The 26136-nt window shown below is 65.6% G+C and carries 27 protein-coding genes; 14 read left to right on the top strand and 13 right to left on the bottom strand.

The genetic code is table 11. From position 1 onward, the window contains the following. The first annotated feature begins 58 nt into the window (after nucleotides 1–58). The 3 genes from OHA42_RS12085 to OHA42_RS12075 all read left to right on the top strand — a co-directional run bounded on the left by OHA42_RS12085 (nucleotide 59) and on the right by OHA42_RS12075 (nucleotide 3735). Nucleotides 59–1585, top strand: coding sequence for a PucR family transcriptional regulator (locus OHA42_RS12085; protein ID WP_406236838.1), 1527 nt, complete (start codon nucleotides 59–61; stop codon nucleotides 1583–1585). 132 nt (nucleotides 1586–1717) lie between these two features. Beyond that, nucleotides 1718–2203 carry an Lrp/AsnC family transcriptional regulator gene (locus OHA42_RS12080; protein WP_406236837.1) on the top strand — a complete coding sequence of 162 codons (486 nt, stop codon included), beginning with the start codon at nucleotides 1718–1720 and terminating at the stop codon, nucleotides 2201–2203. 143 nt (nucleotides 2204–2346) lie between these two features. Beyond that, nucleotides 2347–3735 carry an aspartate aminotransferase family protein gene (locus tag OHA42_RS12075; RefSeq protein WP_406236836.1) on the top strand — a complete coding sequence of 463 codons (1389 nt, stop codon included), beginning with the start codon at nucleotides 2347–2349 and terminating at the stop codon, nucleotides 3733–3735. Nucleotides 3736–3846: 111 nt separating this feature from the next. On the opposite strand, the gene OHA42_RS12070 is transcribed toward OHA42_RS12075, so the two are convergent. Together OHA42_RS12070 and OHA42_RS12065 are read right to left on the bottom strand one after the other, a co-directional pair. Beyond that, nucleotides 3847–4716 (bottom strand): hypothetical protein, encoded by an 870-nt coding sequence (locus OHA42_RS12070; RefSeq protein WP_406236835.1) that lies wholly within the window; start codon nucleotides 4714–4716, stop codon nucleotides 3847–3849. A 502-nt stretch (nucleotides 4717–5218) separates the two neighbouring features. Beyond that, nucleotides 5219–6223 (bottom strand): polysaccharide deacetylase family protein, encoded by a 1005-nt coding sequence (locus OHA42_RS12065; protein ID WP_406236834.1) that lies wholly within the window; start codon nucleotides 6221–6223, stop codon nucleotides 5219–5221. Nucleotides 6224–6318: 95 nt separating this feature from the next. On the opposite strand from OHA42_RS12065, the gene OHA42_RS12060 reads away from it, so the two are divergent. From OHA42_RS12060 to OHA42_RS12045, 4 genes are all read left to right on the top strand, one after another. Further along, nucleotides 6319–7938: a putative glycoside hydrolase gene (locus tag OHA42_RS12060; protein ID WP_406236833.1), complete on the top strand. Its 1620-nt coding sequence runs from the start codon at nucleotides 6319–6321 to the stop codon at nucleotides 7936–7938. Nucleotides 7939–7994: 56 nt separating this feature from the next. Beyond that, the gene (locus OHA42_RS12055) at nucleotides 7995–8495 is read left to right on the top strand and encodes a winged helix-turn-helix transcriptional regulator (RefSeq protein ID WP_406236832.1); all 501 of its coding nucleotides are present in this window, start codon (nucleotides 7995–7997) and stop codon (nucleotides 8493–8495) included. A 78-nt stretch (nucleotides 8496–8573) separates the two neighbouring features. Further along, nucleotides 8574–9089 (top strand): SRPBCC family protein, encoded by a 516-nt coding sequence (locus tag OHA42_RS12050; RefSeq protein ID WP_406236831.1) that lies wholly within the window; start codon nucleotides 8574–8576, stop codon nucleotides 9087–9089. After that, the gene (locus tag OHA42_RS12045) at nucleotides 9086–10123 is read left to right on the top strand and encodes an LLM class flavin-dependent oxidoreductase (protein ID WP_406236830.1); all 1038 of its coding nucleotides are present in this window, start codon (nucleotides 9086–9088) and stop codon (nucleotides 10121–10123) included. Before OHA42_RS12050 ends, OHA42_RS12045 begins: the two co-directional genes overlap by 4 nt. Nucleotides 10124–10348: 225 nt before the next feature. Here the strand turns inward: OHA42_RS12045 and OHA42_RS12040 are convergent, their stop codons facing one another. The 3 genes from OHA42_RS12040 to OHA42_RS12030 all read right to left on the bottom strand — a co-directional run bounded on the left by OHA42_RS12040 (nucleotide 10349) and on the right by OHA42_RS12030 (nucleotide 12757). After that, entirely contained in the window at nucleotides 10349–12013 is a 1665-nt protein-coding gene (locus OHA42_RS12040) for a tetratricopeptide repeat protein (RefSeq protein WP_406239298.1), read from the bottom strand. A 185-nt stretch (nucleotides 12014–12198) separates the two neighbouring features. Beyond that, complete coding sequence (locus tag OHA42_RS12035) at nucleotides 12199–12603, bottom strand: VOC family protein (protein ID WP_406239296.1); 405 nt, start codon at nucleotides 12601–12603, stop codon at nucleotides 12199–12201. A gap of 13 nt (nucleotides 12604–12616) precedes the next feature. Then, complete coding sequence (locus OHA42_RS12030) at nucleotides 12617–12757, bottom strand: hypothetical protein (RefSeq protein ID WP_406236829.1); 141 nt, start codon at nucleotides 12755–12757, stop codon at nucleotides 12617–12619. Between the two features lie 90 nt (nucleotides 12758–12847). Here OHA42_RS12030 and OHA42_RS12025 point away from each other — a divergent pair, with 90 nt between their 5' ends. Together OHA42_RS12025 and OHA42_RS12020 are read left to right on the top strand one after the other, a co-directional pair. Beyond that, on the top strand, nucleotides 12848–14137 hold the full coding sequence (locus OHA42_RS12025; protein ID WP_406236828.1) for an APC family permease: 1290 nt from the start codon (nucleotides 12848–12850) through the stop codon (nucleotides 14135–14137). Between the two features lie 30 nt (nucleotides 14138–14167). Continuing rightward, nucleotides 14168–14665, top strand: a complete 498-nt coding sequence (locus tag OHA42_RS12020; RefSeq protein ID WP_406236827.1) for a DoxX family protein — start codon at nucleotides 14168–14170, stop codon at nucleotides 14663–14665. Nucleotides 14666–14723: 58 nt separating this feature from the next. Here OHA42_RS12020 and OHA42_RS12015 read toward each other — a convergent pair whose 3' ends face one another. The 3 genes from OHA42_RS12015 to OHA42_RS12005 all read right to left on the bottom strand — a co-directional run bounded on the left by OHA42_RS12015 (nucleotide 14724) and on the right by OHA42_RS12005 (nucleotide 17461). After that, nucleotides 14724–15539 carry a DUF72 domain-containing protein gene (locus OHA42_RS12015; RefSeq protein ID WP_406236826.1) on the bottom strand — a complete coding sequence of 272 codons (816 nt, stop codon included), beginning with the start codon at nucleotides 15537–15539 and terminating at the stop codon, nucleotides 14724–14726. Between the two features lie 34 nt (nucleotides 15540–15573). Further along, on the bottom strand, nucleotides 15574–16437 hold the full coding sequence (locus OHA42_RS12010) for an NAD-dependent protein deacetylase (RefSeq protein WP_406236825.1): 864 nt from the start codon (nucleotides 16435–16437) through the stop codon (nucleotides 15574–15576). Between the two features lie 175 nt (nucleotides 16438–16612). Then, on the bottom strand, nucleotides 16613–17461 hold the full coding sequence (locus OHA42_RS12005; RefSeq protein ID WP_406236824.1) for an alpha/beta fold hydrolase: 849 nt from the start codon (nucleotides 17459–17461) through the stop codon (nucleotides 16613–16615). Between the two features lie 66 nt (nucleotides 17462–17527). Here OHA42_RS12005 and OHA42_RS12000 point away from each other — a divergent pair, with 66 nt between their 5' ends. Next, nucleotides 17528–18100, top strand: a complete 573-nt coding sequence (locus OHA42_RS12000; RefSeq protein WP_406236823.1) for a TetR/AcrR family transcriptional regulator — start codon at nucleotides 17528–17530, stop codon at nucleotides 18098–18100. Here OHA42_RS12000 and OHA42_RS11995 read toward each other — a convergent pair whose 3' ends face one another. Continuing rightward, nucleotides 18101–18859: a hypothetical protein gene (locus OHA42_RS11995; RefSeq protein ID WP_406236822.1), complete on the bottom strand. Its 759-nt coding sequence runs from the start codon at nucleotides 18857–18859 to the stop codon at nucleotides 18101–18103. A gap of 296 nt (nucleotides 18860–19155) precedes the next feature. Beyond that, nucleotides 19156–20613 (bottom strand): MFS transporter, encoded by a 1458-nt coding sequence (locus OHA42_RS11990; RefSeq protein ID WP_406236821.1) that lies wholly within the window; start codon nucleotides 20611–20613, stop codon nucleotides 19156–19158. A 53-nt stretch (nucleotides 20614–20666) separates the two neighbouring features. On the opposite strand from OHA42_RS11990, the gene OHA42_RS11985 reads away from it, so the two are divergent. Then, complete coding sequence (locus OHA42_RS11985; protein WP_406236820.1) at nucleotides 20667–21374, top strand: TetR/AcrR family transcriptional regulator C-terminal domain-containing protein; 708 nt, start codon at nucleotides 20667–20669, stop codon at nucleotides 21372–21374. 8 nt (nucleotides 21375–21382) lie between these two features. On the opposite strand, the gene OHA42_RS11980 is transcribed toward OHA42_RS11985, so the two are convergent. Further along, nucleotides 21383–22504: a serine hydrolase domain-containing protein gene (locus OHA42_RS11980; RefSeq protein ID WP_406236819.1), complete on the bottom strand. Its 1122-nt coding sequence runs from the start codon at nucleotides 22502–22504 to the stop codon at nucleotides 21383–21385. Between the two features lie 159 nt (nucleotides 22505–22663). Beyond that, the gene (locus OHA42_RS11975) at nucleotides 22664–23122 is read right to left on the bottom strand and encodes an SRPBCC family protein (protein WP_406236818.1); all 459 of its coding nucleotides are present in this window, start codon (nucleotides 23120–23122) and stop codon (nucleotides 22664–22666) included. A 339-nt stretch (nucleotides 23123–23461) separates the two neighbouring features. Here OHA42_RS11975 and OHA42_RS11970 point away from each other — a divergent pair, with 339 nt between their 5' ends. Then, on the top strand, nucleotides 23462–23878 hold the full coding sequence (locus OHA42_RS11970; RefSeq protein ID WP_406236817.1) for a nuclear transport factor 2 family protein: 417 nt from the start codon (nucleotides 23462–23464) through the stop codon (nucleotides 23876–23878). Between the two features lie 68 nt (nucleotides 23879–23946). Here OHA42_RS11970 and OHA42_RS11965 read toward each other — a convergent pair whose 3' ends face one another. Then, nucleotides 23947–24183 (bottom strand): hypothetical protein, encoded by a 237-nt coding sequence (locus OHA42_RS11965; RefSeq protein ID WP_406236816.1) that lies wholly within the window; start codon nucleotides 24181–24183, stop codon nucleotides 23947–23949. 172 nt (nucleotides 24184–24355) lie between these two features. Between OHA42_RS11965 and OHA42_RS11960 the strand changes: the two genes are divergently transcribed. Together OHA42_RS11960 and OHA42_RS11955 are read left to right on the top strand one after the other, a co-directional pair. Continuing rightward, nucleotides 24356–25450, top strand: a complete 1095-nt coding sequence (locus OHA42_RS11960) for an LLM class flavin-dependent oxidoreductase (RefSeq protein WP_406236815.1) — start codon at nucleotides 24356–24358, stop codon at nucleotides 25448–25450. Beyond that, on the top strand, nucleotides 25447–26058 hold the full coding sequence (locus OHA42_RS11955; RefSeq protein WP_406236814.1) for an FMN reductase: 612 nt from the start codon (nucleotides 25447–25449) through the stop codon (nucleotides 26056–26058). The genes OHA42_RS11960 and OHA42_RS11955 overlap by 4 nt, the downstream gene beginning before the upstream one ends. The last annotated feature ends 78 nt before the right edge of the window (nucleotides 26059–26136 follow it).

Here is a 26136-nt window from a genome sequence, read left to right as displayed (position 1 = left end):
CCCTGCCAAGATGGATAAGAGGCCGGCGATTCTTCGACATTCTGTACACTCACCAGCGATGGCGGTTCCTGTTAGCTGGGTGTTGTCCCAGCCCGATCTTGCGGTGCGGTTGAAAGGCGGCGCGGTAGGCATCGGCCGCGAGATCGACCTCGTCGTCACCTCCGAGCTCGAAAGCCCGTTCCGCTGGCTATCGGGCGGAGAACTACTGCTCACCACCGGGATGCGGCTGCCTGCCACGCGACGCGACCGGCTCGGATATCTGCGCGGCCTGGACGAATGCGGTGTCGCCGCAGTCGGATTCGGCACCGGATTGACCCACGCCGAGGTGCCCGCGGATCTCACAGAAGCGGCCGACGCGATCGGTATTCCGCTCTTCGAGGTGCCGTTGCCGACGCCGTTCGCGGCCATCGTCGAACGCGTGACCGCGCGGCTGGCACAGCTACAGCACGACGCACTGCTGCGCGCCTCGCGCGCCCAACCGCGCATGACGAGAGCACTGGTCAAGGCAGGAGCGCAGGCCATCGTCCGTGAATTGGCCGGATCGCTCGGCGCGAAGGTCCTGATGCTGGATTCGGCGGGCGCGGTCACCGAATGCCATCCGGGTGCGCCGGATGACAACCTGCTGCGTACGGTGCGCGCGGCGCTTGCCGCGGACCCGGCCGCATCGGTGAGCAGCGTCCACACCGATACGTCGGGGATGTCGATCACGCACCAGCGCATCAGCGTCGGCCGCAGCTCCTACGGTGATCTGGTGGTGGTCAGCCCGGCACCGCTCAGCGCTGTCGATCAGATCCTGCTCGGGCACGCCAACTCACTGCTCGCGCTCGATTTCGAGAAGCCTGCACGGCTGCAAGCAGCACAGCACCTGCTCAATAGCACCGCGCTCGGGCTGCTGCTCGGCACCGACGCCGACCTCACTCCGGCGTGGGGACAGCTGGCCCAGGCCGCCGACGCACGGGGCTGCATCCGTGTCCTGGTCGCCGAGTGCGACGCCATGGGCGCGGTCGCCGGAGTGCGGGTAGCACTGGAAGCAGCGCTCGTCCGCGCCGGACTTCCCCTGTTCATGCACGTCCTCGAGCGCCGGGTGCTTGTCGTGTTGCCCGCCGTCGAGGGCACGGCGCTGGCCGGCAGGCTCGCGACCGAGATCGATGCCGCGACCAGAAAGCTGGTCCGTCTCGGACTGAGCGGCGCGCATCCCCCGCACGATCTCACCGCGATGCTGGCGAATGCCGAGCTCGCTGCCTCCGCCGCCGAACGTGGCGGTCCCCCTGCGGAATTCACCGAACTGGCCGGTCGTTCATTGCTATCGTTCGACGCCACCAGGCAGGTGCTGAACGCGATGGCCGACACCATGCTCACCCCGCTGGTCGACTACGACCGCACGCACGGCACCGATCTGCTGAGCTCGCTGCGCGCGTTCCTCGAGTCCAACGGACAGTGGGAATCGGCGGCGGCCGTGACGGGGGCGCATCGGCACACGCTGCGCAAGCGGATCGCCATGGCGCAGAGTGTGCTCGGCTGCGATCTCGACAATGCCCGGGTGCGCGCGGAGCTGCTGCTCGCGCTGCTGGCGCGCGGATCCTGAGCGACGATGACCCGACACCTGCGGGCATCACTGCGATATAAAGGTCGTCAGTCGTAAAATTCGACGGATTTCGTTGTTTGCAGCGTCCGATATCGATGCATCCGATGTATTCACCACAACTCTCGAGGAAGGATGCAGCGTGTGAGCGACCAGGAGAACCACCGGCCCGCACCGGTGCTCGACGACATCTCGAAGCGGATCATCGCCCAGCTCCAGGAGGACGGACGCCGGGCCTACGCCACCATCGGCAAGGCGGTCGGACTGTCGGAGGCGGCTGTTCGGCAGCGGGTGCAGCGGCTGTCGGACGCCGGCGTCATCCAGATCGTCGCCGTCTCGGATCCCTTGCAGGTCGGGCTTTTTCGCCAGGCCATGATCGCGATCACCGTCGACGGACCGTTGCAGCCGGTGGCCGACGCACTCACCGCCATGGACGAGATCAGCTATGTGGTCGAGTGCGCCGGGCGCTACGACATCCTGTGCGAAGCGGTCTGCACCGATGACGCGGCGCTGCTGGACCTGGCCTCCAACCGGCTGCGCACGTTGCCCGGCGTACGGCACGCGGAGATCATGGTCTACCTCAAGTTGCGCAAGCAGACCTACAAGTGGAGCACTCGCTGACCGGGCAACGAAATCCGTAGCAGCATCGACGGAAATGATCTTAATTCGTTGTCGATCATGCAAACGACAGCAGATTCAGTTGCGATACGCCGTACGGTGTGGAATAACCGAGTGGACCAGTCCCGCCTCCGAGGAGTCCGCACATGACTGCCACGATCGACTTCCATCCCCTTGCCGCCCCGGATGCCTCCCGCGTCATCCGCGACCACCTGTGGATGCATTTCACCCCGCACACCGGCCTGACCGGCGCGGACGTTCCGGTCATCGTGCGTGGCGAGGGCGCCTATGTCTGGGACTCCCACGGCAAGCGGTACCTCGACGGACTCGCGGGCCTGTTCGCGGTGCAGGTCGGCCACGGCCGCGAGGAACTCGCCGAGGCGGCGGCCCGCCAGACTCGCCAACTCGCCTACTTCCCGATCTGGGGCTACGCCCACCCGACGGCGATCGAACTCGCCGAACGTCTCGCCAACGCCGCACCCGGCGATCTCAACCGGGTGTTCTTCACCGTCAGCGGCGGCGAGTCGGTCGAAACGGCGTGGAAGCTGGCCAGGCAGTACTTCAAGCTCGTTGGCAAACCGACCAAGCACAAGGTGATCAGCCGTTCGATGGCCTATCACGGCACCTCGCTCGGCGCACTGTCGATCACCGGAATCCCCGGCGCGAAGGCCGATTTCGAGCCGCTGGTGCCGAGCACCCAGCGGGTGCCGCACACCAACTTCTACCGCGCCACCGAACACGCCGACGACTACGAGGCCTACGGCCGGTGGGCCGCGGACCGGATCGAAGAGGCCATCGAATTCGAGGGCGCCGACACCGTGGCCGCGGTCTTCCTGGAGCCGGTGCAGAACACCGGCGGCTGTTTCGTGCCGCCCCCGGGATACTTCCAGCGCGTCCGAGAGATCTGCGATCGGCACGACGTACTGCTCGTCTCCGACGAGGTGATCTGCGCTTTCGGCCGCCTCGGCCACGATTTCGGCGCCAAGCGCTTCGGCTACCAGCCCGATATCCTCACCACCGCAAAGGGACTCACATCCGGGTACGCCCCGCTGGGCGCGGTGCTCGTCAGCGACCGGCTGATGGAACCGTTCCAGCACGGCGCCACCTTCATGCACGGCTCCACCTACGGCGGCCACCCCGTTTCCTGCGCGGTCGCACTCGCCAACCTCGATCTCATCGAGCGCGACGGCATCTACGAGCACGTGGTCACCAACGAGTCCGCGTTCCGATCCACCCTGGAAAAGCTCTCCGACCTGCCCATCGTCGGCGATGTCCGCGGCACCGGCTACTTCTATGCGGTGGAGCTGGTCAAGGACCGCGACACCAAGGAGCGGTTCACCGACGAGGAAGCCAACCGCATCCTGAAGGGCTACGTCTCCAAGGCGATGTTCGAGGCGGGCCTGCACTGCCGCGCCGACGACCGCGCCGAACCGGTCATCCAGTTGGCCCCGCCGCTGATCTGCGATCAGACCCAGTTCGACGAGATGGAACAGATCCTGCGCCACGCGCTCACCGGAGCCTGGGCCCAGCTCTGAGCCACGCACGGCGGCCCGACTCACACCGTCAGCACCGCCAGTAGTTCCGAAGCGACGGCGGCGACGCGCGGCTCGACCGCCGCGCGGACATCGGCGGATTCGCAGGCACGCCTAGGGATTCCGCGCGATATCAACTCGGATAGTGTCGCCATCCTTGATCACGAAGACTCGATCCGTTTTCGCCTGCCACAGCTGGGGCAGCAAGTAGTACCGATCTGTCGTGCGAGCCAGTAGCCACAGGCCGCTGTAGACGTAGCGATACTTTTCGCCTGGCATCGTGATCTCACCGACCTGTGCGCCCGCGCCGTCGATCCCGAGTCGATCGACGCTGAAAACAAGGATCGACGGTTTATCGATGAAGTGATCACTGGCCGCGTGCTGTGCGTCATCGAGGCCGCGGCGGTCGGCATACGCAGCGACAGCCCACACGTAGGCCACCATGCCAACCGCGATCAACACCAATATCCGCGTTTTCGACGCGACCACGTCGGCCGCCGTTCGTGGTGCGCGGATGCCGAGCAGCGAGCGGTACTTCCAACGAAGCCTGCTCGCGAATCCCAAACACACCATCCCAGCGAGCAGTACGAATGGCGCGTAGATGCCGACCGGCCCCGCAACGCTTGTCGGCACGAACATGACGATTGCCACCGCGGCCGTAAGTGCGACACCGATCGTCCCGGTTACCTCGACCCAACGACGCAATGTTCGCCGCGGGCGGCGACTCCACCGGGCGTGCAGCTCAGGGAGCCACCGCCCGGCCAGCAGCACCAAGATCGCCAACAGTGTGAACATGCCCGGACGAAACAGGCTGTTCAAGCTGCGCAACACATATTCCTGGGTCGTGAATCCGAGTGCGCCCGCGTCCACCCCGAAGTATGCGAAGTAGGCGTGGCTGTAGGCCCACCCGAAGTAGTAGAGCACGCCGGTTACGAAAGCGACCTGGGACAAAAGCGCGCCGATCACGGAGATCGTCGATGGCATACTCGGCACGTTGGATGTCACGGTGCCGCCGACGGCATCGTCGATAGTGGTCTCGTCGGTGGCACCGTCGATCGTGGTGTCGTCGGTGGGCGACTGGGCAGCGACGACGGGGGACCCACGTAGCCTGACGAGGCTTCGGCCGAGCGCGTCAACGGCGAAACCGTCGGCGGTAGCACGCCCGGGGTTGGCGAAGATGCCGAATCGGGTGTCGAAACGCCGACGATCGATGTCGGACTACTCGGTGACGGTTCGTCATCGCTCTTATCCCAACATCCGCCGACAATGGCGCACGCCATTATTACGACAGCCAGCGCAATACCCGCTGCCGGACGTTTCATGCACTATCTCCTACCCGTAGCCGAGTGTTCGAGCGCAGAGAAATTGTGCCACGCACAACCAGGTCCGATGCCGGAAACCGACGTGTCATGTGGGAGCGTTCCATGCCCGCCAGCAAGTCGTCGAATACCGCGTCGGCGGGCTGCGCAAAAAGACTCACTGCCGATCAGTAGGCGTTGACGCGATGCGATCGCAGTGAGCTCAACTCGCCTGCCAGGTCTTTGGGGAAGCTGACCGTGGTCGGATCGCCGTCGGAGGTGTAGCGCTGATCGGGGTGATCGGCGAGCCGGTCGAGCCAGTAGGCCGAGTCGAAAGCCACCTCGCCTTTGCCGGATCGGATGCGCGGGACACCCATGGGGTCGATCGTGCTGAACGGAGAAGGGGCGGGCTCGGCTCCCACCAGCATTACGGCGTCGAAGGCGTACGGGGTGCCGTCCCAGTTGCCTCCGGCGGCGAGGGCGTGGTCGGTCGGAAAGATACCGAGAGGCAATGCCATGGTGCGCACGTCATTCCGAGGTGCGGCGGATTCGATGGCGCGGACGTTTTCCGCCAATTCGCGCTGCACGCCCACGACGTCCAGACTCGCCAGGTTGGCGTGGGTCGCGGTGTGCGCGCCGATCTCGTATCCGTGTTCGGCCAGCCATGGCAGCGTTCGTGGGTCGCTACCGAAAGGCTCGTTATTGACGTAGAACGTGGCTCTGGGTGTGAAATCCGGATTCCTGGCGGCGAATTCCGTGAGAATGCCCAGCGCAGTATCCGGGGCAAGGGTGCCGTCATCGGCGAACCGGACCTGGCTGATGGTCGAGTCGTCGAAGGTGAGCACGACAGGATGAGTGCCTGCGGGGAGGTCGATCCGGCCGGAAATGTAATCGACAGCGGTCACGGGGCGGTAGCCCTCGCGGTAGAGGCGTTCGAGTTCGAGGCGGAATTCCGCTGCCGTCTGGTCGTATTCGCTGACGGGCGACGGCGTCAGTTGGTGGTACATCAGGACGGGCACCAGCCCGAGTTCATTCGCCGCGACCGCTGCCGCATCGGGCAGCGAACTTGTCGGCGGCGGCATACTTTCGACGGCAGCGGCAACGGGATCTTTCGGCGTTTCGCAGGCGGGAACTGCGGCAAATACCGCTGCCGACGCGATAATGATGATCCCGATGCGAGCATTCGGCGTCACCGATCCAACATTACGTGTCGGCGGGTGAGTTCGGCTGCGAGAACGTGGAATAGCGCCTGCTTTCGGCGTCCGGCGGTGGATAGTGAGGGAGAGCGATGAACGAAAGCTGGTGCGCGTTGAACAAATCGGTCTTGCCTACAGGACGACGCCGGCTGCTGGCAATAGCGTTTATCGCAGTTTTATCAATTCTGGTCGCTTCGGTAACCATTGGTGCGTTCCGCGCGGAACCCGAGGGTTTAACGATGACGGGGCTCCCGGAGGGCGTTGTCGGCGCTTCAGCCATGGCCGCGCTGGAATTACGGGTGGATGCCCGCGGTCACGACCCGAATGACATGCGGCTCGAACTCGACGGCGAACCCGTCACTGGTGCCGTCGCGGGCAATGCCGTGAGCTACCGGCCGGGCAACCTCGCCGACGGCACCCACAGGTTCACCGCCGAGATCCGATCGGGCGGCCTGCTCGGCTTCCTCAAGGCCGGACCAGGCGTCACCAAGATATTCACCGTCGACACCGAGCCGCCGACGGTGGAGCTGAGCCAGCCCGCGAGCGTGCCCTCCTACCGCCAGTCTGTCGTGTTGCGCGGCAAAGCAACCGGCGCCGACCACGTCTCGGTCGGAACGCAATCGGTGCCGACCGCCGCGGACGGATCCTTCGAGATCACAGTGCCACGCGCGCCGGTCGACGCCGAGATGATCGCCGTCGACGCGGCGGGCAACACGGCCGCCAAGGCCATCAACGCCGCTGTCGACCTGCCGCGAATCAAGGCGGTGCACGTGACCGCCTATGCGTGGATGCACGAGGGTCTACGTGCGGGCGTGCTCGACATGGCGCGCGAAGGGCGCATCAATACCGTCCAACTCGACATCAAGGACGAGGACGGCATCGTCGGCTACGACTCCCAGGTGCCGCTCGCCCGGGCATCGGGCGCGGCCGCCGGGATCTACGACGCCCGCGCGGCATTGCAGCAGCTGCACGACATGAACCTGAGCGTCGTCGGCCGGATAGTGGCATTCCGCGATCCGACGATGGCGGAATGGGCCTGGCGCGAGGGACATCGGGACTGGGTCATCCAGAACCCCTCTGGTGAGCCGTATTCCAGTCATTACGGCGCGATCGCCTTCACCAACTTCGCCGATCCCGAGATCCGGAAATACAACATCGACCTCGCGGTCGAAGCCGCGGAACTCGGCTTCGACGGGATCATGTACGACTACGTCCGACGTCCGGACGGCAGCCTGTCGCAGATGCAATTCCCCGGCTTGACCGACACGCCCAGCGTATCGATCGCGCAGTTCCTGCGTGAGAGCCGTGACCCGGTGCGGGACAAGGGTGCTCATCTCGGTGCCGCGGTCTTCGGGATCGCCTCGACCCGGCCGGACGCGATCGCCCAGGACATTCCGATGATCGCCCAGTACGTCGACTATGTCGCGCCGATGCTCTACCCGTCGCATTGGAACCCGGGCGAATACGACGTCGCCAACCCCAACTCTCAGCCCTACGACATCGTGTTCCGCTCACTGGCGGACTTCAACATACTGACCGCAGGCACGCACGCCGATGTCATCCCGTGGTTGCAGGACTTCAGCCTCGGGGTGAACTACGGCGACGCCGAGGTCCGAGCCCAGATCGATGCCGCCGCGGCGGCGGGCGACACCAGCTTCTTCCTGTGGAACGCCGCGACCCGCTACCACTCCGGGGCACTCAGCCCGAATTGACACTCCGAAGTACTTCTATCAGCAGAGTCTCATCATAGGACCCCTATGCTGAGGTCATGAGACGGACTTCTTTCGCAGGCTGGCCATGCTCGGTCGCACGGACCATGGATCTGCTCGGCGACTGGTGGACGCCGCTGGTGCTGCGCGAAGCGTTCTACGGGATTCGACGCTTCGACGAGTTCCGCCACGAGCTCGGGATCGCCCGCACCACGCTCTCCGAACGGCTGCACCGGCTGGTCGAGGAAGGACTGCTCGAAAAGCAGGCCTACCAGCACGAGCCGGTGCGCTACGAGTATCTGCTCACCGAGAAGGGCGCCGACTTCTGGAGCGTGCTGCTCGCCATGTCGAAGTGGGGCGATCGGTGGCTCGCCCCCGAGGATGGACCGCCGGTCGTCCTGCACCACACCCGGTGCGGTCACGAGACCCAGGTGAACGTTGTCTGCGCACACTGCGGCGACCCCGTCCCCATCGAGGAGTCCCGCATGCGGATGGGGCCCGGATACCCGCCGCATCTGGCCGAGCGGCCCGAGATCGCCCGGCGGTTCACGGTGGAGTGACCCACTTCAGTTGCTTGACATGCTAAGTCTATCTACGGGACTATCCGTCACAGGGCAGGTCACAGAGAGGTGGTTGCCATGGAGTGGACGGGCGCCAAGTACGCCGACGGCCCGACGGTGGAGGTCGAGACGTGGATCGATGCTCCGCCGCGGCGGGTCTGGGAGATCGTCACCGATGTCGAGTCGATGCCACAGATGAGTACGGAATTGCAATCGGCGAACTGGCTCGACGCGGCGGGGCCCGCCGTCGGCAGCGCGTTCATCGGCACCAACAGTCACCCGGCGCTCGGCGAGTGGTCGACAACCTCCTACGTGGTCGAATGCGATCCGGAGCAGGTATTCGCCTGGGCGGTACAGGATCCCGACAATCCGACGGCGACCTGGCGCTTCACCCTGCAGGCCCGCGACGGCGGCACCCAGCTGCGCCAGTGGGTCCGCATGGGTCCCGGCCGGTCCGGGCTCTCGCAAGCGATCGACCAGATGCCGGACAAGGAAGAGAAAATCGTCTTCGTCCGGATGCGGGAGTTCGAAACCGCAATGACCGGAACGGTCGCCGCCATCAAGCAGCGCGCAGAATCGGCGGGTGACCGGTGAGGACCGCGACGACGATCGAGGCGTCCGACGCCGCGGGGCAGACGCTGGACTTCGTGCTCGAGGCCGAGAAGCTCGGCCTCGACATCTGCTGGGTCGCGGAGGCCTGGGGCTCCGACGCCCCGTCGGTGCTCGGCTATCTGGCCGGCCGTACCGATCGAATCCTCCTGGGCTCCGGCATCATTCAACTCGGTACCCGAACACCGGTGGCCATCGCCCAGACCGCGCTCACCCTCGCCGACCTGTCCGATGGGCGATTCCTGCTCGGGCTCGGCGCCTCGGGTCCGCAGGTCATCGAGGGCCTGCACGGCGTGCGCTTCGATCGGCCACTGACCCGCATGCGCGAGACGGTGCAGATCATCCGCCGAGCATGGGCCGGGGAAAAGATCACGTTCTCCGGCAAGGTATTCCAGATCCCATTGCCGGGCGCGGCCCGGCCGATGCGGCTGTCGAAGGCTGCGAACCCCGACATCCCCATCTATCTCGCCACCCTCTCCCCCAAAATGCTGGAACTGACCGGCGAAATCGCCGACGGCTGGCTCGGCACCAGCTTCGTGCCCGAGGGCGCATCCGCCTACTTCGACCACCTCGATGCCGGACTCGCCAACGCCGGCCGCACCCGCGCAGACCTCGACACCTGCCAGGGCGCCGAGGTCGCTCTCTTCGACGACGAAGAACTGATGCGGTCCCACATCCGCAGTCGCAAAGGAGAACTCGCGTTCAGCATCGGCGGCATGGGCAGCACCGACACCAACTTCTACAACGCCGCCTACAGCAGGCAGGGCTGGTCCGAGGTCACCAGCGAGATCCGCGAACGCTGGCAGGCCGGCGACCGCGACGGCGCCACGGCACTGGTCACCGACGACATGGTCTTGGCCACCACGCTGATCGGCACCGAACCCATGGTTCGCGACCGGCTCCGGGTCTGGCGCGACGCGGGCATCGACACCGTCCGGCTATATCCCGCCGGCGCAACCCTGCGGGACCGCCTCGCCACCCTCGGCCGGGCCATCGAACTCGTCGCCGAGGTCGGTTGATCTCCGTCTGATCATGCAGTGGCGCAATATTCCGGTGCAGATGGAATACGTTGTCCGGATGGATCTTTCGCTTCAGGTGTTCGTCGACCAGCACGTCGCTCGCATCGAGTATCGAGTGCCTGTCGGCGGTACCGGCTGGTTCCTCTACTGATCACACCGACTGCCGGAAGCCTTGGACGGCAACCGTGTTGACGGCTGCCGGACGGGGAGTCGCACGCCGGTGATCTACTCCCGGCTTTCGCCCGAGGCGACCGACAATCGGCAGCAGCACGAGGCTTCGATCGGGACATCCGCCACGGCAGCCGCCAGTTTCAGCTGTTGGCCGATGATCATGGCTTCGCCGGTCTTACCGAGCCGCCTCAGGCATTCGTGGTAACCGTGCAGGCTCCACACATTCGCGGGATGTTGCGCGGCGCGCGGCAGGCTGTTGTCGATGCCGAGGTCGGCGCGGTAGACGGCTTCGGCCTCGCGCACGTGACCTTGTTCGAGCAGCAGCGCGCCGTAAGCGTGCCTGGTCGGCTGCATCCAACCCCACGGTTCGTCGTAGGGCAGGTGGTCGTCGAGTTCGATCGATCGGCGCAGGGCTTCGAAGGCGTTGTCGTAGTTGCCTTTTCGGTAGTGCAGTTCACCATCCAGCATCGCCGAGGCGACGGCGAGGATGTCGCGGCAGGTGTTGTTGAACAGCGTCCTGGTCTCGGGGACTCGGTCGAGCGCGGCATGGAACAGGCGCTGCTGTTGGTGTGCCTTCGGGATGTCGCCGGTCGCCGACTGTGCGACGCCCTTGGCGTAGTGCAGCATTGCCGTGCTGACGCAGTACAGGTCCTGGTCTTTCGGGAGCGGGAGGTCGATGATCTCCGCCCATTTGCCGAACCTGACGAGGACGTGCGCCCGCATCGACAGAAAACCCTCCAGCCAATCGGCCATCGGCGGAACCTGTACCCGCAGCAGATCCTCGGGGATCGAGTTCTCCAGCTGCGCCACCGTTCTCAGTGCTACTTCGTATTGTCCGAGGAACATTGCGCCGTAGACCTTGAAGTGATAGTTGTGGGCGCGATACAGGGTGTAGAAGTTGATCTCGCCCGCCTGCTGCGCATATTTCCGGTCCGCGACGATGGCCGCCGAGTTGGACGAGACCACGGCCCGATAGTCACCGCACAGCACGTCGATGTGGGAGGGCATGTGCTCGAGGTGACCGGCATCGGGCACCAGCCCGCGCAACCGATCAGCCGCAGGCTGCGCGGCTTCCGGCGTCGCGGACATCTCCATCAGGTGGATGTACATGTGCAGCACACCGGGGTGCGCCCCGCCGGTTTCGCTGCGCAATGCCCGCTCGAGCACCGCCTTGGTCTCCACGGCTCCCGCGCCCGGTTCGCCGGTGTGCTGGTCCCACAGGCCCCACGGTGTCAGGTTCATCAAGGCATCGGCGAACAGTACGGCCACGTCGATGTCGTCGGGGAACCGCTCGTAGACGGCACGCATCGCATCGGCATAGTCGCGATTCCACGCCGAGCCATCGCCGTCGGGCCGGTTGCGCTGGTAGCGCGCGGCGAGTGATTCGATGAGTGCGCGTTCGACCGGGGACGCCGAGCCTACGAGTTCCAGCGCCCGCCGCGTCGCCTCGAAGGTGCGGGTGACGGTGTCGACCAGCTCCGTCTCGTCGAAGAACTCCCACGGCTTGTTGTAGTTGGGGCCGAGCGCATAGGCCAGGCCCCAATGGGCCATCGCGCAGCCCGCATCCTCATCCGACGCCAGGGCGAAACATCGAACTGCTTCTTCATGATTGAAGGCATAGGTCCAGATCAGACCCCGGTCGAACCACCGCTGCGCGGCAGGAGAGGGCGTCGTCACCGGTCGCGTGTATTTCCCGAGATCGTAGTAATCCACAGCCATCTCCTCCAGGCCCCACGACGAGTCGAGCACAGCATTGGCGATGATCGTGCCATCGGCCGCCCGCACCACGGCAGGGTCCCCCGCGCCGCGGGAGCCGAGTTCCCTCGCGCGCGCGACAATTTCGCCGTCAGCGCTCCGCAGCCTTATCGACGCCTGGTTCCCGCTGCCGACGATGCACCCGAAGGTCAGGTGGCCGGTGTGGAGACGTGCCGTAAGGCAGGCTGGAACACTTCGATCAGATTGCCTGCGGGATCGGCGATCAGGATCTGGCGTCCACCTGGGCCGGTAATCACATCGCTGCGGAATTCGACGCCGGTGGCGCGCAGCCGTTCGATCTCGACATCCAGGTCGCCGACGACGAGGTTGATGCGATTACCGCCTGGTTTGGTGGCGTCAGCGGGGGTGGCGCGAGCTCCCGAACTAGCTGGGCCGGACAGCAGTAGTCGCAGCGAGCCGCGCACCACATCGGCGAAGGCGGGCGTGGCGCTGGTGTGCAGGGTGAAGCCGAGGTGCCCGGTGTAGAACTCGATGGCCGCCTGCACGTCATCGACGAGGTAGCGGACGCTGGCGTATTCACTGGATGTTGTCATCATTCACTCCTTTTCACGGGTCGCCGACGGTGAGGACCGGCAGCAGATAACGGATGCGGGTGTCGATCTCGGCGGCGGTGGCCCGGAAGATCGGGTAGCTATCCTCGTCGGTGCCGCCCGATGCCGCCGGATCGGGGATGCTCCAGTGGATCAACCGCGGATCGTCGCCGAACTCGGGGCAGACTTCACGGGCCCCACATTGATTTGATGGAACTGACCGGATCGGGTCTGTGACGGGAGCGTGGTGACCGAGACAACGCCGACGGATACGCCGGACGGGCTGCGTCGGAGCCTGGGAGTGACCGATGCCGTCGTGATCGGCCTCGGCTCCATGATCGGGGCCGGAATTTTCGCGGCCCTGGCTCCGGCGGCGCGGGCGGCGGGATCGGGGTTGCTGCTCGGGCTTGCGATAGCGGCGGTGGTCGCATACTGCAATGCGACCTCGTCGGCACGGTTGGCCGCGCGGTATCCGTCCTCCGGCGGCACGTACATCTACGGGCGCGAACGGCTCGGCGAATTCTGGGGGTATCTCGCGGGGTGGTGTTTCGTGGTCGGCAAGACCGCCTCCTGCGCGGCCATGGCGCTGACTGTCGGCGCGTATGCGTGGCCGGAGCAGGAACACGCCGTCGCTGTCGCGGCGGTCGTCGCATTGACGGCGGTGAACTATCGCGGCGTACAGAAATCAGCCCTGGTGACCCGGGTGATCGTCACGATCGTGCTGGCCGTGCTCGCCGCGGTGGTTGTCGCGGCGTTCACCTCCCACGCCTCCGACGTCGCGCGGCTGGAATTAGGTTCCGACATCACCGTCGCAGGGGTGTTGCAGGCAGCGGGTCTGTTGTTCTTCGCCTTCGCCGGATACGCGCGGATCGCCACGCTCGGTGAGGAAGTTCGCGACCCGGCGCGCACGATTCCCCGCGCGATCCCGCTTGCGCTGGGCTGCGCCCTGCTCGTCTACGCGATTGTCGTGGTCGCGTCGCTGATGACGCTGGGGCCGCAGGGATTGTCCGAGGCGGGCGCGCCGCTGTCGGACGTGGTGCGGGCGGCCGGGGTCGACCGGCTGGAACCGGTAGTGCGGGCCGGAGCCGTTGTCGCTGCGCTGGGATCGCTGCTGGCGCTGATCCTCGGTGTCTCGCGTACGACACTGGCGATGGCGCGCGACCGGCACCTGCCGCACGCACTGGCAGCAGTGCATCCCCGGTTCGCGGTGCCACACCGCGCCGAGGTCGCCGTCGGCGTCATCGTGGGCGTCGCTGCCGCGACCACCGATGTCCGTGCCGCGATCGGATTCTCCTCCTTCGGCGTGCTGCTCTACTACGCCGTCGCGAACGCGGCCGCCTGGACACTGACCGCGACCGAGGGGCGGCCGGTGCGGCTGATCCCGGCGATCGGCCTGCTCGGCTGCCTCATCCTCGCCTTCACCCTGCCGATGGCGTCGGTGCTGGTAGGCGCGGCCGTCGTAGCCATCGGCGCCGCGATCTACGTCGTCCGCCGCAAGTTCATCACCGGTTCGGCCGCAACAGCCCGATCCCGATGAAAGCAACCTGATCAGAAGGAGCGGATCCACTTGTCCACCAACTATTTCCGGCACACCCGGCTGATCTCGACCAGCGCTCCCGCCGCGGTGATTCTGATCCGTTTCTATGTCGGTGCGATCTTCTTGTTCGAAGGCATCCTGAAGTTCCTGCGCCCCGACGCATTGGGCACCGGCCGGTTCGACAAGGCGGGCATCCCCGCACCGGGCTTCTTCGCACCCCTGGACGGGGTATTCGAAATCGCCTGCGGTGCACTCATCCTCGCTGGGCTGCTCACCCGACTGGCAGCGATCCCGATGATCATCGACATGGTCGGTGCGCTGCTGATCACGAAACTGCCCATTTTGTGGGGCAACGGGCCGCTGTTCGCCGATAAATCCGGATGGTGGGACTTTCTGCACGAATCCCGCACCGACCTCGCCCAATTGTGCGGCAGTCTGTTTCTACTCCTCGTCGGCGCCGGCTCCTACTCCCTCGATACCCGCTTCGACCGCGGTCGCGCACCAGTGCCCGGTACACCATCCCGATAAATTGCGCCGCAGCCCACGAGGACATCCTCGCCCTCTCGAGCGCTGACGGAATCGCCGGTCAGAACAAGGTCATCGGTTCGACCGGCTGTGGCTCGGGCAGCGGTGCCAATTCCGGGAGCCGCGCCTGTATCTCGTCGTAGAACCGGCGCGCGAGATCCAAAGAGCTTGCGTTGTCCGGAGTATGGAGGAAGACCGTCGGCGATCGACCGTCTCGCAACCACTCGACCACCGTATCGAGCCACGGCTGCCAGCCCTCGATCGTGGGTTCTTCCGCGTCACGCCCGTGATACCGAATGATCGGGAACTCGGTGAGCGCCCGCATACGGCGCGGCAGGCGCGGCTTCTTCGACCGCGCCTCGGCCTCGGCCGGGCTGGTCGCGGGGCCATCGAAAAGCACTGTCGTATCGAAAGGTATCCACTCCGCATCGACGAGCGCGAGCACGCTTTCCAATTGCCGTGCGGCGGAATCGTTCTCGAAGAATGCGGGATGCCGGACCTCGACAGCGGATCGATACGAGCGCGGGAGTCTGCGCAGGAACGCGGCAAGCGCGCCGAGATCGTTCGGGCCGAAGGAACCGGGCAACTGCACCCACAGCGCGTGCGCGTTCGTCCCCAGCGGCTCGATGGCGTCGAGATACGCACGCATCTCCGCGTCGACGCCTGCCAGCCTGCGCTCGTGGGTGACCGTCTTCGGCAGTTTGACCACGAACCGGAAGTCGGGCCCGACCTGGTCGGCCCACGATTGCACCGTCCGCCGCTGCGGCGTCGCATAGAAGGTGGTGTTGCCCTCCACCGCGTTGCACCACTCGGCATAGGACCGCAACTTCTCGCCCGCAATGGGCTGCCGTTCCTGCCAAGCGGCGTGCGTCCACATCGCACATCCCACGTGTAGCCGCATACCCACGACGCTAGCGCAGACCACCGACAGCGGCGACCGCGTCCGCAAGGCCGGTCAGCGCGGTGGAGCAGCCCACATCGAGGGTGAGTGCGGCGAATTCGTCGCCCCGGGTTGGGCCTCGATTGATGATGACAACGGGCCGTCCGTGTTTCGCCGCGTGACGGACGAAACGCAGGCCCGACATGACGGTCAACGAAGAACCGGCGACCAGCAGGACCTCGGCGTCGTCGACCAGGTCGAAGGCGGCAGCGACGCGATCCTTGGGGACGTTCTCGCCGAAGTACACGATGTCGGGTTTGAGCATGCCGCCGCAGCGTGCACAGTCGACCATGCGGAAGCTTTCGGTATCGGCGATCACCGCGTCGGCGTCCGGCGCCCCCTCGACCCCGCTGGCCGTGGCATCGGCCGCGAAACCCGGGTTCGCCGCGTCCAATCGCTCGGCCAGCGTCATGCGGGAGATGAGCGCTTCGCAGCCGAGACAGCGCACCCGCGCATAGGTACCGTGCAGGTCTATTACCCGACGGCTGCCCGCCTTGGTGTGCAGCAGATCGACGTTCTGGGTGATCAGCCCGGTGACGACGCCCATCGACTCGAGTCGGGCCAGCGCACGATGCCCGGAATTGGGGCGGGAGCCGTCCATGGCTCGCCAGCCGATGTGGTTGCGGGCCCAATACCGTCGGCGGAAGACCGGATCACCGACGAACTGCTGGTAGGTCATGGGATTGCGGGCCGGTGAGGTGGGACCGCGATAGTCGGGGATGCCGCTGTCGGTCGACACACCGGCACCGGTCAGCACCGCCACCCGGCGGCCGTTGAGCAGCTCGAGCAGCCGGTCGAAGTCCGCATCGAGGCGCGGTTGCGCGATTACCGACATGGAAATCAGAGTACGGCGGCTCGCCCAACCCGGACCGACACGTCCTCGTTCGCGGCGGCCAAGCGGTTGTCGGTCCCGGAATTCCGCCGCAGCTACCCGCGCCGGTGTGCGCCGACGCAGAATTCGAGGACAATCGCGATGCCGATTTCGACAGCGCGATGCGGTGACTCGCGCCTCAGACCGCCCCGGTCCGTTGGTTGGTCAGGAAGGCCGCCATCGCCTCGGCGACCACGTCGGGTCGATCGAGCATGGACAAGACGTAGGCATCGTCGATCTCCACGAGCCTGCCCTTGGGCAGCAACTCCGCGAGCCGACGACCGTGGTCCCTCGGCATCACCTTGCCCGCCGATGACCACAGCACCAGGGCGTCACCGGAAAAGTGCTGCAATGCCTCGGTATTCGCGATCAGCTCGGGTCCACGGAAGTCCGACTTGGCATATTTGATCAGATCCCGCCGAATTGCCTTGTCGTGCAGCGCCGGTTCGGTCCACTCGCGCACCAGGTCGTCCGGCAGCGGCTCGCGCGCCATCATTCCCATCAGTAGCGGCGAGTTGCGCAAGAAGCGGATCCGCAACTGCCGCAACGCAAGTGCGACCCCGCCGGGAATCGCCACCGCGATGGCGACCATCTTGCCCGGCAGTCCGGGCGGAAAGTTGTCGAACGCCTCACACGGCAGTGCGATCAGTCGGGCCACCCGCTGATCGAGACCGTACGCGGTGAGGAACAGTCCCCCACCCCAGTCGCTGTGCACCAATGTCACCTCGCGCAGATCGAGCGCGTCGAGGAAATCGGCGATGATCTGATTCTGCCCACGCAGGGAGAGGTCCGTGCCGGGATTCATCGGTGTCGCGTGCGCGCCGAGCGGTAAGTCGGGCAGCACATAGCGGAATCCACTCGGCAGCAGGTCGATCACCCGATCCCACACGGTGTGGTTCATCAAAAGACCGTGGAGCAGCACCACGGGCGGGCCGTCGCCACGCTCGACATAGTGGATCCGACCGGCGGCAATATCGACTGCAGGCATCGCAGCACCTCCGCTAGAGGAGTCGCTCTAGAGCATTTGCTCTAGTCTTACGGAGTGGCCGAGAAGATGTCAACCAGCACCAGGGAGCGGATCCGCACAGCGATGGCGGAGCTGATGCGCACGCAGGGCTACGGCGCGACCACCGTCAAGCAGGTGAGCGAGCTGGCGCAGGCACCGATGGGCTCGCTCTATCACCATTTCCCGCAGGGCAAACAGCAGATCGCGGCCGAAGCGCTGCGGGCGGCGGGCGCGGCCTACATCCAGCTGCTGCCGATGCTGATGGATCCGCACGAGGATCTGCGCGAAGCGGTGACCGCCGCCTTCACGGATGCCGCCGAACAGATGGAACAAGCGGGCTGGCTCAATATGTGCCCGGTCGTCACGATCGCGGGCGAAATCGCCGACAGTGAACCAGCACTGCGGGCAGTCACCGCCGAAATTCTCGACTCGTGGATCGCTCGCGGCACCGAATACTTCGTGCGGCGCGGGCTCGATGCGACCCAGGCGCGCCAATTCACCCTCGCACTACTGAGCGCACTGGAGGGGGCCTTCATCCTCAGCCGCACCCTGCATTCGACCGAACCCCTGCGGGCTGCGGGTCGCGCCCTGGCAGTTCAGCTGGTCGACGACACGGTGTAGCTACCGCGGCTGTTCCGGTGTCTCCTGCGCCTGGGTCGGCTGCGGCTGCACGACTTTCGGCTTGTCCGCCCAATGCGTCGTGCCGTCGGCGGCCACCATCGTGTTGACCAGATCAATACCCGCGACGATCAGGACGGGGCCACCGACGATGGTGGTTCCGATGATCCCGCCGATGCCGGCTCCGGCGAGGAACCCGCCGATGCAGCCCGCGGCGATGGTGACCACGCAACCGATGGTCGCGCCGACCGCGGTCCCGATAAAGCCGCCGATCGCAGTGGCAAGGCCGAATTGGGTGGCGAATTGATTTCTGGCGCGCTCGTTCTCGAGCATCGACGCCACCGGCTTGACGGCAACCGGCTGCGAGACAACGAGCCCCGCCGGCTTCCGGGGCGTCAACTCCAGCACCGTGCCGTCCTTCTGCACGACCGGTTCGACCGGAATCGAGGTCTGCGCGATACGGAAGTCGAGCGGCAGGGTCAGCACGGTGTGACCAGCACTGTCCTCGAGATCGACCACGTCGACCACATCGGCGATATCGGCGGCCTTGCCCGTGGCGTCGACCAGCTTGCCGTCCCGCTCGACAAGACGACCGTCACCGCCTGCGGCCAGCACACCCGCGAGCGCTTTCGACAGCTCGAAGGTGCCGCCCTTCACGGTGGTCACCACAGCCTTGTCCACCAGCTTGACCGAGTACGTGATGTTGGGCTGCGCGGGCTCCACGGCGGGTTCGGCGTGGACGATGCCTGTACCAAGGGTCACGGCGCCGATAACCAGGACGGCCGCTGTAGCGCTGTCGCAAAGCCTCATTGCGTTTTTCCATTCCGTCATCAGGGCATTGATCTGCCGCGTCCTGCACACCGATGTTCGAACCAGTTCCGCACTCGCGATACTCCCCAATCGAATGTGCCGACATGCACAATGAGGAGGCAGAGGGGAGCATAGCCGAGCGGTCCGCGAGATGCGAGTGGCTATTCCCCAGAGAACCCTGTCACGGCAGATCGATTCGCGGTGTCGGCCAGTGCCATTCGTCGAACGACACCGGCCGGGGCACCGCCCTACCCGACGGTAGCCGCCTCCGTTTCCTTCGCCGGCTCGGCCGGGCGCGACCGCAGCAGCACCAGACCGAGCAGCGCGGCGGCGATGCTGAAGCCCGCGCTGATCCAGGCACCGGTGGACATGGCGGTCGTGAAGGCTGTCTTCGCCGGCTCGATGTAGCCGAGTTGGAAAGCCGCGCCGATGGATTCGCGTGCCGCGTCAGGGGCATCCGCAGGCATGTTCGAGGTGAACACCCCCGCGAGCACGCTGCCCAGAATCGCGATGCTGATCGCCATGCCGACCTGCTGCAGGGTGTCGTTCATGGCCGAGCCGACGCCGGCGTGCTCGAGTGGGATGGCGCTCATGATTGCGGCGTAGGCGGCGGGACCGGCAAGGCCGCCGCCGATGCCCATCACCAGCATGCTTCCCAGCACCGCGAAGTATCCGGTGCCGAGGGCCAGGATGCCGAAGGCTACGCCCATCACGAGCAGGCCGGCCACGATGAGTGTCTTATTGCTGAGCTTCTGCCCCAGAGTCGCGCCGAGACCGTTGAACACCGCGGCGGCCACGGCGTACGGCAGCAGCGCGAGACCGGCCTTCATCGGCCCGTAGCCGAGCACGAACTGCAGATACTGGGTGAGCATCAGCATGATCGCGCCCATACCGAACACCATGAGCAGCAGGGTGAGCGCCGTGCCGGTGAAGTCACGCTTGCGGAAAACCGCCAGCGGCAGCATCGGGTGTGCAGATCGGCTCTCCCAGACCGCAAACGCGATGAACGCCGCGATCGCCAGCACGATCATCCCGATGTTCCACTCACGTTCGATGATCACATAGACCGTGGAGCCGAGCGCGGTGATGGACAGCACCACGCCGAGCAGATCGACCGGACGCTGCTCCCCGGTCGATTCCGGCATCAGCACGGTCGCGGCGACGATCGCCGCCGCCGCGACCGGAATATTGAGCAGGAACACCGAGCCCCACCAATAGTGTTGCAGCAGAAAGCCACCCAGCGTCGGCCCGAGCACGATGCCGACCATCGAGACGGTAGACCAGGCGGCCATCGCCTTGCGCCGCTCGTCTTCGGCGAAGGTGGTCATCAGGATCGACAGCGTCGATGGCATCAACAGCGAGCCACCGATGCCCATGGCGGCCCGCGCGGCGACGACCTGCCACGGTTCGGTGGCCAGCACGGCGAACAGGGATGCCGCACCGAACACCGCAAGGCCGACGATCAGCATTCGACGCCTGCCGAACCGGTCCGACAGGCTGCCCGCGGTGAGCAGCAAACCCGCGAAGACGAGGACGTAGGCGTCCAGGATCCACTGCACGTCCGAGGGCGAGGCGCCGAGCTCGCGGATGAGTGACGGGATAGCGATATTGAGCACGGTGCTGTCGATCATCAGCACCAGCAAGGACAGACAGAGGACCCCGAGAATCCACCAACGGCGAGGGTCTCGTACAACGTTCGATTCCACTCGCACACCGTACGATAGAATCGCACAATGTGCGAGCGAATTATGCTGGCCCGATGACCAAGCAGTTCACCTCGGTGTGGACCCGCGAGCCCCGCCAACCCAAAACGGCGGGCCTGCGCCGCGACCAGATCGTCGCTGCCGCAGTCGAACTCCTGGACGCCGAGGGGAGGGAGGCGCTGAGCATGCGCAAGCTCGGCGCCAAACTCGGCGCGGGCGCGACCAGTCTCTACTGGCATGTCGCGAACAAGAACGAACTACTGGAACTGGCCCTCGACGAAATCTGGGGCCTGGTGGACACCCCGGAGCCCGACGAAACCTCGTGGCGCGAAGTGGTGACGACCTTCGCCTACAGCTTGCGCGTCACCATGCTCGCCCACCCGTGGGTGGCGTCCATGGCGGTCCAGATGCCGAGCATCGGCCCGAACTCGTTCCGCCTCGGCGACCGACTGCGCCGCACCTTCCTCTGCGCGGGTTTCACCGGCATGGACGTCCACCTCGCGACCAGCACGGTGATGAGTTTTGTTCTCGGCCAGATCATTCCGGCGATCACGGCGGACAAAGCATTCGACGGCGACCTGAAGCCGGAGAACATGATGGAGGTGATGGAGCAGATCGGCCACGACTACCCCGAGATGATGGCGGACTACCGCACGACCCTCCCGACCGACCCGGAGGTCGCCCGCGCCATGGCCTTCGACTTCGGCTTGCTGTGCGTCATGGACGGCCTCGAAGCGCGGCTGCGCGCCGCGCCGAAGTCCTGATACCGCCGCTACCCGCAGAGGGCGGCATCGACGAGAGCGTTCATGGCACCCAGGTATACGCCCATGACCAAGAAACCGGTGAGCTCGTTCGTGCTTACGGTCACCGCACGGTCGGTGGTCGCAGCGCCGAAGACGAGGAAGCCGTTCATGGCGCCACCGTGGCCCCAGGTCTCCATGCCACAGCTGTTGATGCGACGGAACAGGCCCAGACCCGCCTCGCGGGGCCGGGCCGGCTCGTTGGTGGGGATGGTGTGCATCATCTCGGTCTGCACTTCAGGTGGCAGCAGCCGCCCGGACACCAAGGCCATGAAGAATCGGTTCAGATCCGCACCGGTGGACACCAGTGCGCCATCGGGCAGGCCCCAGCCCGGGTCGATGTCGGTGATGTCGACGCGGGTGCCACCGAAGTTGTGATACCCGTGCGGATGCGGTTGCCGAATCACGTTCTCCACCGGGAACAATGGCCAGTAAGTATGACCCAGCCCCAGCGGCACCAGGATTCTGCGGGTGATCTCGACGCTGACCAGGGACCCGGTGACCTGCTCGATCAGCTCCCCTGCCAACAGATAATTGGTATTGGAGTAGCCGAAGGCCGAGCCGGGGGTGAACTCGGCCGGATGGTCGAGGCCGAGCCGGATCAGCTCGTCGGCCGGCCGCGACCGCCGCAATGCGTCGACGGAACCGAGGTCGAGGTAGGGGAGATAGTTGGGAATACCACTGGTGTGCTGCAAGAGATTTCGGACGGTGATCACACGGCCGTCGCCACCCGGCCCGTAGACCCGACCCGGGAGATACCGCTCCAGCGGAGCGTCGAGTTCCACTCGATGTTCGGCCACCAATTGCAGCACCACCGTCGCGACGAAAGCCTTGGTATTGCTGGCTATCCGCACCTGAGCGTTATCCGGGAAAGCCGCGCCGGTCGCCACATCTCCCACACCGCCATTGATCTGGGTGTCGGTTCCGTGCTCGGTGAGCACCAGTTGCGCACCGGGCACCAAGGTGTCCTTGACCAGCTCGTCCAGACCGACCTGCAGCACCTGGGCCCGCACCGAGAATGCCGGATCGGCACTCGACGCCGACGTCAGGGCCAGTGGCGAAACCAGCACTGCCACAGCCGAAACCGCCGTCATCGCACACCGTCTCATCGGGCCTCATCCGGCTCGGCCCGTGACCGTCCCGCGGATAGGCGATCATTCGTGGCTGGAGTTCGAGCACTGCGTGAGGCAATACCCGGACGGGTCCCGTTCGGTTCGAACCGACGCCGTACTGCAACCACCGACAATGCGGCCTCACTTCTGCTCGACGAACTCCTTGATCCGGCTCAGCGTTTTCCGCATTCCGTCACGATTGGTCTTCCCGCGCGCCCGACCGGCCACCAGCCAGTACAGCCGCAGCCCGACGATGTCGGCGAGCCGGAACGACTCGGTGACATCGGTGCCGCCATCGACCGTCTCGAACCGGTAGCTCCAGGTGTTGAGCGCCGCCCCGCCGGGACCGAGCACGGTGAAGGTGAACTCCCGGCCGGGCTCGCAGGCGTCGATCCGGCAGACCGTCCAATACTTCAGGCCCCAGCCATTGCGGTTGACGTGGCCACGGAACTTGACGCCGACGGCAGGTGCGGTCGCACCACCGAGCCACTCGGCGCCGAAGGTCTCCGGACTGAACCGGCCGGTATTGGTGATGTCGCTGACCAATTCCCAGATCTCTTCAGCAGGCGCAGCCATCCGAACCGTCACGCTATCGTGCATATTCGAACGCTATCACCGAGCGTGCGCACTAGGACCGGGCAGCGACGCGACGGTCGATGACGGTCAGCGCGAACTCCGGCCAGCGGATGTTCTCCCGCCGCCTGCGCCCTTGGCAAGCCCACGGCCATCGAGGCACGGATCGCGTCGGCGTTTTCTGCGTCGACGGCTTGGACCTGCACACTCAGCCCGTCGCGAATCACGGTCGGTTTCAGTACGCCGACGGCGAAGGCGTGCAACGCTACGCGCCCGGCCGGGGTGATCGAATGCAGTCGCTTGGTGGGGCAGCACCCGCTAGCGTTCGATTCGGATACTCAACACATCGACTATGAGAGGTGGGTCATGCACCCGTTCCGGAAAGCCGTCGAAGCCGGTGACGCGGCCGCCATCGAGGCACTGCTGGCCGACAACGTCGTCTTCACCAGCCCGGTGGCGTTCAAGCCGTACCCGGGCCGGGCCATCACCGCCGCCATCATCCGTGGTGTGATGCGAGTCTTCGAAGACTTCCACTACATTCGCGAGATCACCGACACCAACGGGCTCGATCACGCCTTGGTCTTCGAGGCGAAGGTCGACGGCAAACAGCTCACCGGCTGCGATTTCATCCACGTCGATGCCGACGGCAAGATTGATGACCTCATGGTCATGGTCCGCCCGCTGTCGGCGGCCAATGCGCTCGCCGCCGCCATGGGCGCACAGTTCGACCAGATCCAACGCGAGGCCACCGAGCAGATCGAGCGAGAAGCCGCCGGCGCATAGGCACCGAGGTGCGCCGGCTCGTCGATTCCCATTGCGGACGCACACCGCCCGACCCTGGGCCGCGACGACTACGCGTCCCGCCTCCGCAGCTCGACGCCGGCGGCAATGAGCCGCTTGGCATGCTTCTTGTGTACCGCCTGCCTGGTGACCCCGAGTGCCTCGGCAACCTGCGGCCAGCTCCACCCCTCCCGCATCGCCTGTTCGACGGCAGCGTCTTCGACCTGATCGGCCAAGCGACGCAGGGCCGCAACCGACGCAAGCGCATCGGCCGGGCCCTGGGTACTGGGAGGATCGGCATCGGGCATGCAAGCAACTTTAGTTGACTATATTCATTTCAGTCAACCAGGGTTGCTTATCGGCGACATCTCGAGTGACGTGGGCCACGTTCCCGCTCGACGGAATAGCAGGCTCGCTGTTCATGTTCCATTGGTTGCCACATCCACCAACTGGATGTAAGACTTGGATTGAGGAGGTGTCGTGCAGTTCGGAATCTTCACGGTCGGGGACGTGACCACCGATCCGACCACCGGTCGTACGCCGACCGAGCACGAGCGCATCAAGGCGATGGTGACGATCGCACGCAAGACCGAAGAGGTCGGCCTCGACGTGTTCGCCACCGGTGAGCACCACAACCCGCCGTTCGTGCCGTCGTCGCCGACCACCATGCTCGGCTACATCGCCGCACAGACAGAGCGGCTGCAACTGTCCACCTCTACGACGCTGATCACCACCAACGATCCGGTGAAGATCGCTGAGGACTTCGCCATGTTGCAGCACCTGGCCGACGGTCGGGTCGACCTGATGCTCGGGCGCGGCAACACCGGGCCGGTCTACCCCTGGTTCGGCAAGGACATTCGCGACGGCATCCCCCTTGCCATCGAGAATTACCATCTGCTGCACCGGCTTTGGCGCGAGGACGTGGTCGATTGGGAGGGTAAGTTCCGCACGCCGCTGCAGTCGTTCACCTCGACGCCCCGCCCGCTCGACGGCGTGCCGCCGTTCGTGTGGCACGGGTCGATCCGCAGCCCCGAAATCGCCGAGCAGGCTGCCTATTACGGCGACGGGTTCTTCGCCAACAACATCTTCTGGCCGAAGGAACACTTCCAGCGGCTGATCGAGCTGTACCGGCGGCGCTACGAACACTACGGCCACGGCTCCGCCGACCAGGCGATCGTCGGCCTCGGCGGACAGGTGTTCATGCGCAAGAACTCTCAGGACGCGGTGCGCGAATTCCGTCCGTACTTCGACAATGCGCCGGTGTACGGCCACGGCCCGGCGCTGGAGGACTTCACCGAGCAGACACCGCTGACTGTGGGCAGCCCGCAGGAAGTCATCGACAAGACGCTGAGTTTCCGCGACTCTTTCGGCGACTATCAGCGCCAACTCTTCTTGATGGACCACGCGGGCCTGCCATTGAAAACGGTGCTGGAACAACTGGATCTACTCGGCGAAGAGGTGGTCCCGGTGCTGCGCAAGGAATTCGACGCGCTGCGCCCGGAGCATGTGCCCTCGGCTCCGACCCACGCTGCTCTCGTCGCTGCCCGAAGCGCGGAAGTGGAGGTCGCGCAGTGACTCGCATCGCCGTCATCTCGGCCGGGCTGGCGCAACCGTCCTCGACGCGGCTGCTTGCCGATCGTCTCGCAGCGGCGGCCGATCGGGCGCTGACAGCGTCCGGTCGGGCCGTGCAGTTCGATGTCATCGAATTACGGGACCACGCCCTCGATTTGGCCAACAACCTGGTGACCGGGTTCCCGGCGGGCGGTCTCCGGGAGACGATCGGCACGGTCGTGGACGCAGACGGCATCATCGCCGTGACACCGATCTTCAATGCCTCCTACAGCGGCCTGTTCAAGACCTTCTTCGACGTGCTGGAGCCGGATTCGCTCACCGGAATGCCGGTGCTCATCGGCGCGACCGGCGGCACGGCCCGCCACTCGCTCGCACTCGAGCACGCCGTGCGGCCGATGTTCACCTATCTGCGCTCGGTCGTAGTGCCGACCTCGGTGTACGCGGCCTCCGAAGACTGGGCGTCCGCGGACGCAGACGGACTCAGCGCCCGAATCGACCGTGCAGCAGTGGAATTCGCTGATGCACTGGCCACAGCTCACCATGACCGCCCGTCCGATCCCTATGACGAGCCGGTGCCGTTCGCGCAATTGCTCGGAGGCACCGCGAGCTGACCACCGGTGCAACGACGCACCGCCCCCAGCACCACCGCTGGACACCTGTTCACACCGCAGTAATTGAAAAATCAACTA

This window comes from Nocardia sp. NBC_01009 (assembly GCF_045208035.1).
Classification (GTDB): Bacteria; Actinomycetota; Actinomycetes; order Mycobacteriales; family Mycobacteriaceae; genus Nocardia.
Note: the sequence above shows the minus strand (reverse complement) of the source record. Positions and strands in the feature narration are given on the sequence as shown.

What these genes read in the sequence shown, in the direction of transcription:
- OHA42_RS12085 (WP_406236838.1), top strand. Translation starts at nt 59, where the DNA reads ATGGCGGTTCCTGTTAGCTGGGTGTTGTCCCAGCCCGATCTTGCGGTG.
- OHA42_RS12080 (WP_406236837.1), top strand. Translation starts at nt 1,718, where the DNA reads ATGCAGCGTGTGAGCGACCAGGAGAACCACCGGCCCGCACCGGTGCTC.
- OHA42_RS12075 (WP_406236836.1), top strand. Translation starts at nt 2,347, where the DNA reads ATGACTGCCACGATCGACTTCCATCCCCTTGCCGCCCCGGATGCCTCC.
- OHA42_RS12070 (WP_406236835.1), bottom strand. Translation starts at nt 4,716, where the DNA reads ATGCCATCGACGATCTCCGTGATCGGCGCGCTTTTGTCCCAGGTCGCT.
- OHA42_RS12060 (WP_406236833.1), top strand. Translation starts at nt 6,319, where the DNA reads ATGAACGAAAGCTGGTGCGCGTTGAACAAATCGGTCTTGCCTACAGGA.
- OHA42_RS12055 (WP_406236832.1), top strand. Translation starts at nt 7,995, where the DNA reads ATGAGACGGACTTCTTTCGCAGGCTGGCCATGCTCGGTCGCACGGACC.
- OHA42_RS12050 (WP_406236831.1), top strand. Translation starts at nt 8,574, where the DNA reads ATGGAGTGGACGGGCGCCAAGTACGCCGACGGCCCGACGGTGGAGGTC.
- OHA42_RS12040 (WP_406239298.1), bottom strand. Translation starts at nt 12,013, where the DNA reads ATGGCTGTGGATTACTACGATCTCGGGAAATACACGCGACCGGTGACG.
- OHA42_RS12035 (WP_406239296.1), bottom strand. Translation starts at nt 12,603, where the DNA reads ATGACAACATCCAGTGAATACGCCAGCGTCCGCTACCTCGTCGATGAC.
- OHA42_RS12015 (WP_406236826.1), bottom strand. Translation starts at nt 15,539, where the DNA reads ATGTGGACGCACGCCGCTTGGCAGGAACGGCAGCCCATTGCGGGCGAG.
- OHA42_RS12010 (WP_406236825.1), bottom strand. Translation starts at nt 16,437, where the DNA reads ATGTCGGTAATCGCGCAACCGCGCCTCGATGCGGACTTCGACCGGCTG.
- OHA42_RS12005 (WP_406236824.1), bottom strand. Translation starts at nt 17,461, where the DNA reads ATGCCTGCAGTCGATATTGCCGCCGGTCGGATCCACTATGTCGAGCGT.
- OHA42_RS12000 (WP_406236823.1), top strand. Translation starts at nt 17,528, where the DNA reads ATGTCAACCAGCACCAGGGAGCGGATCCGCACAGCGATGGCGGAGCTG.
- OHA42_RS11985 (WP_406236820.1), top strand. Translation starts at nt 20,667, where the DNA reads ATGACCAAGCAGTTCACCTCGGTGTGGACCCGCGAGCCCCGCCAACCC.
- OHA42_RS11980 (WP_406236819.1), bottom strand. Translation starts at nt 22,504, where the DNA reads ATGACGGCGGTTTCGGCTGTGGCAGTGCTGGTTTCGCCACTGGCCCTG.
- OHA42_RS11975 (WP_406236818.1), bottom strand. Translation starts at nt 23,122, where the DNA reads ATGCACGATAGCGTGACGGTTCGGATGGCTGCGCCTGCTGAAGAGATC.
- OHA42_RS11970 (WP_406236817.1), top strand. Translation starts at nt 23,462, where the DNA reads ATGCACCCGTTCCGGAAAGCCGTCGAAGCCGGTGACGCGGCCGCCATC.
- OHA42_RS11965 (WP_406236816.1), bottom strand. Translation starts at nt 24,183, where the DNA reads ATGCCCGATGCCGATCCTCCCAGTACCCAGGGCCCGGCCGATGCGCTT.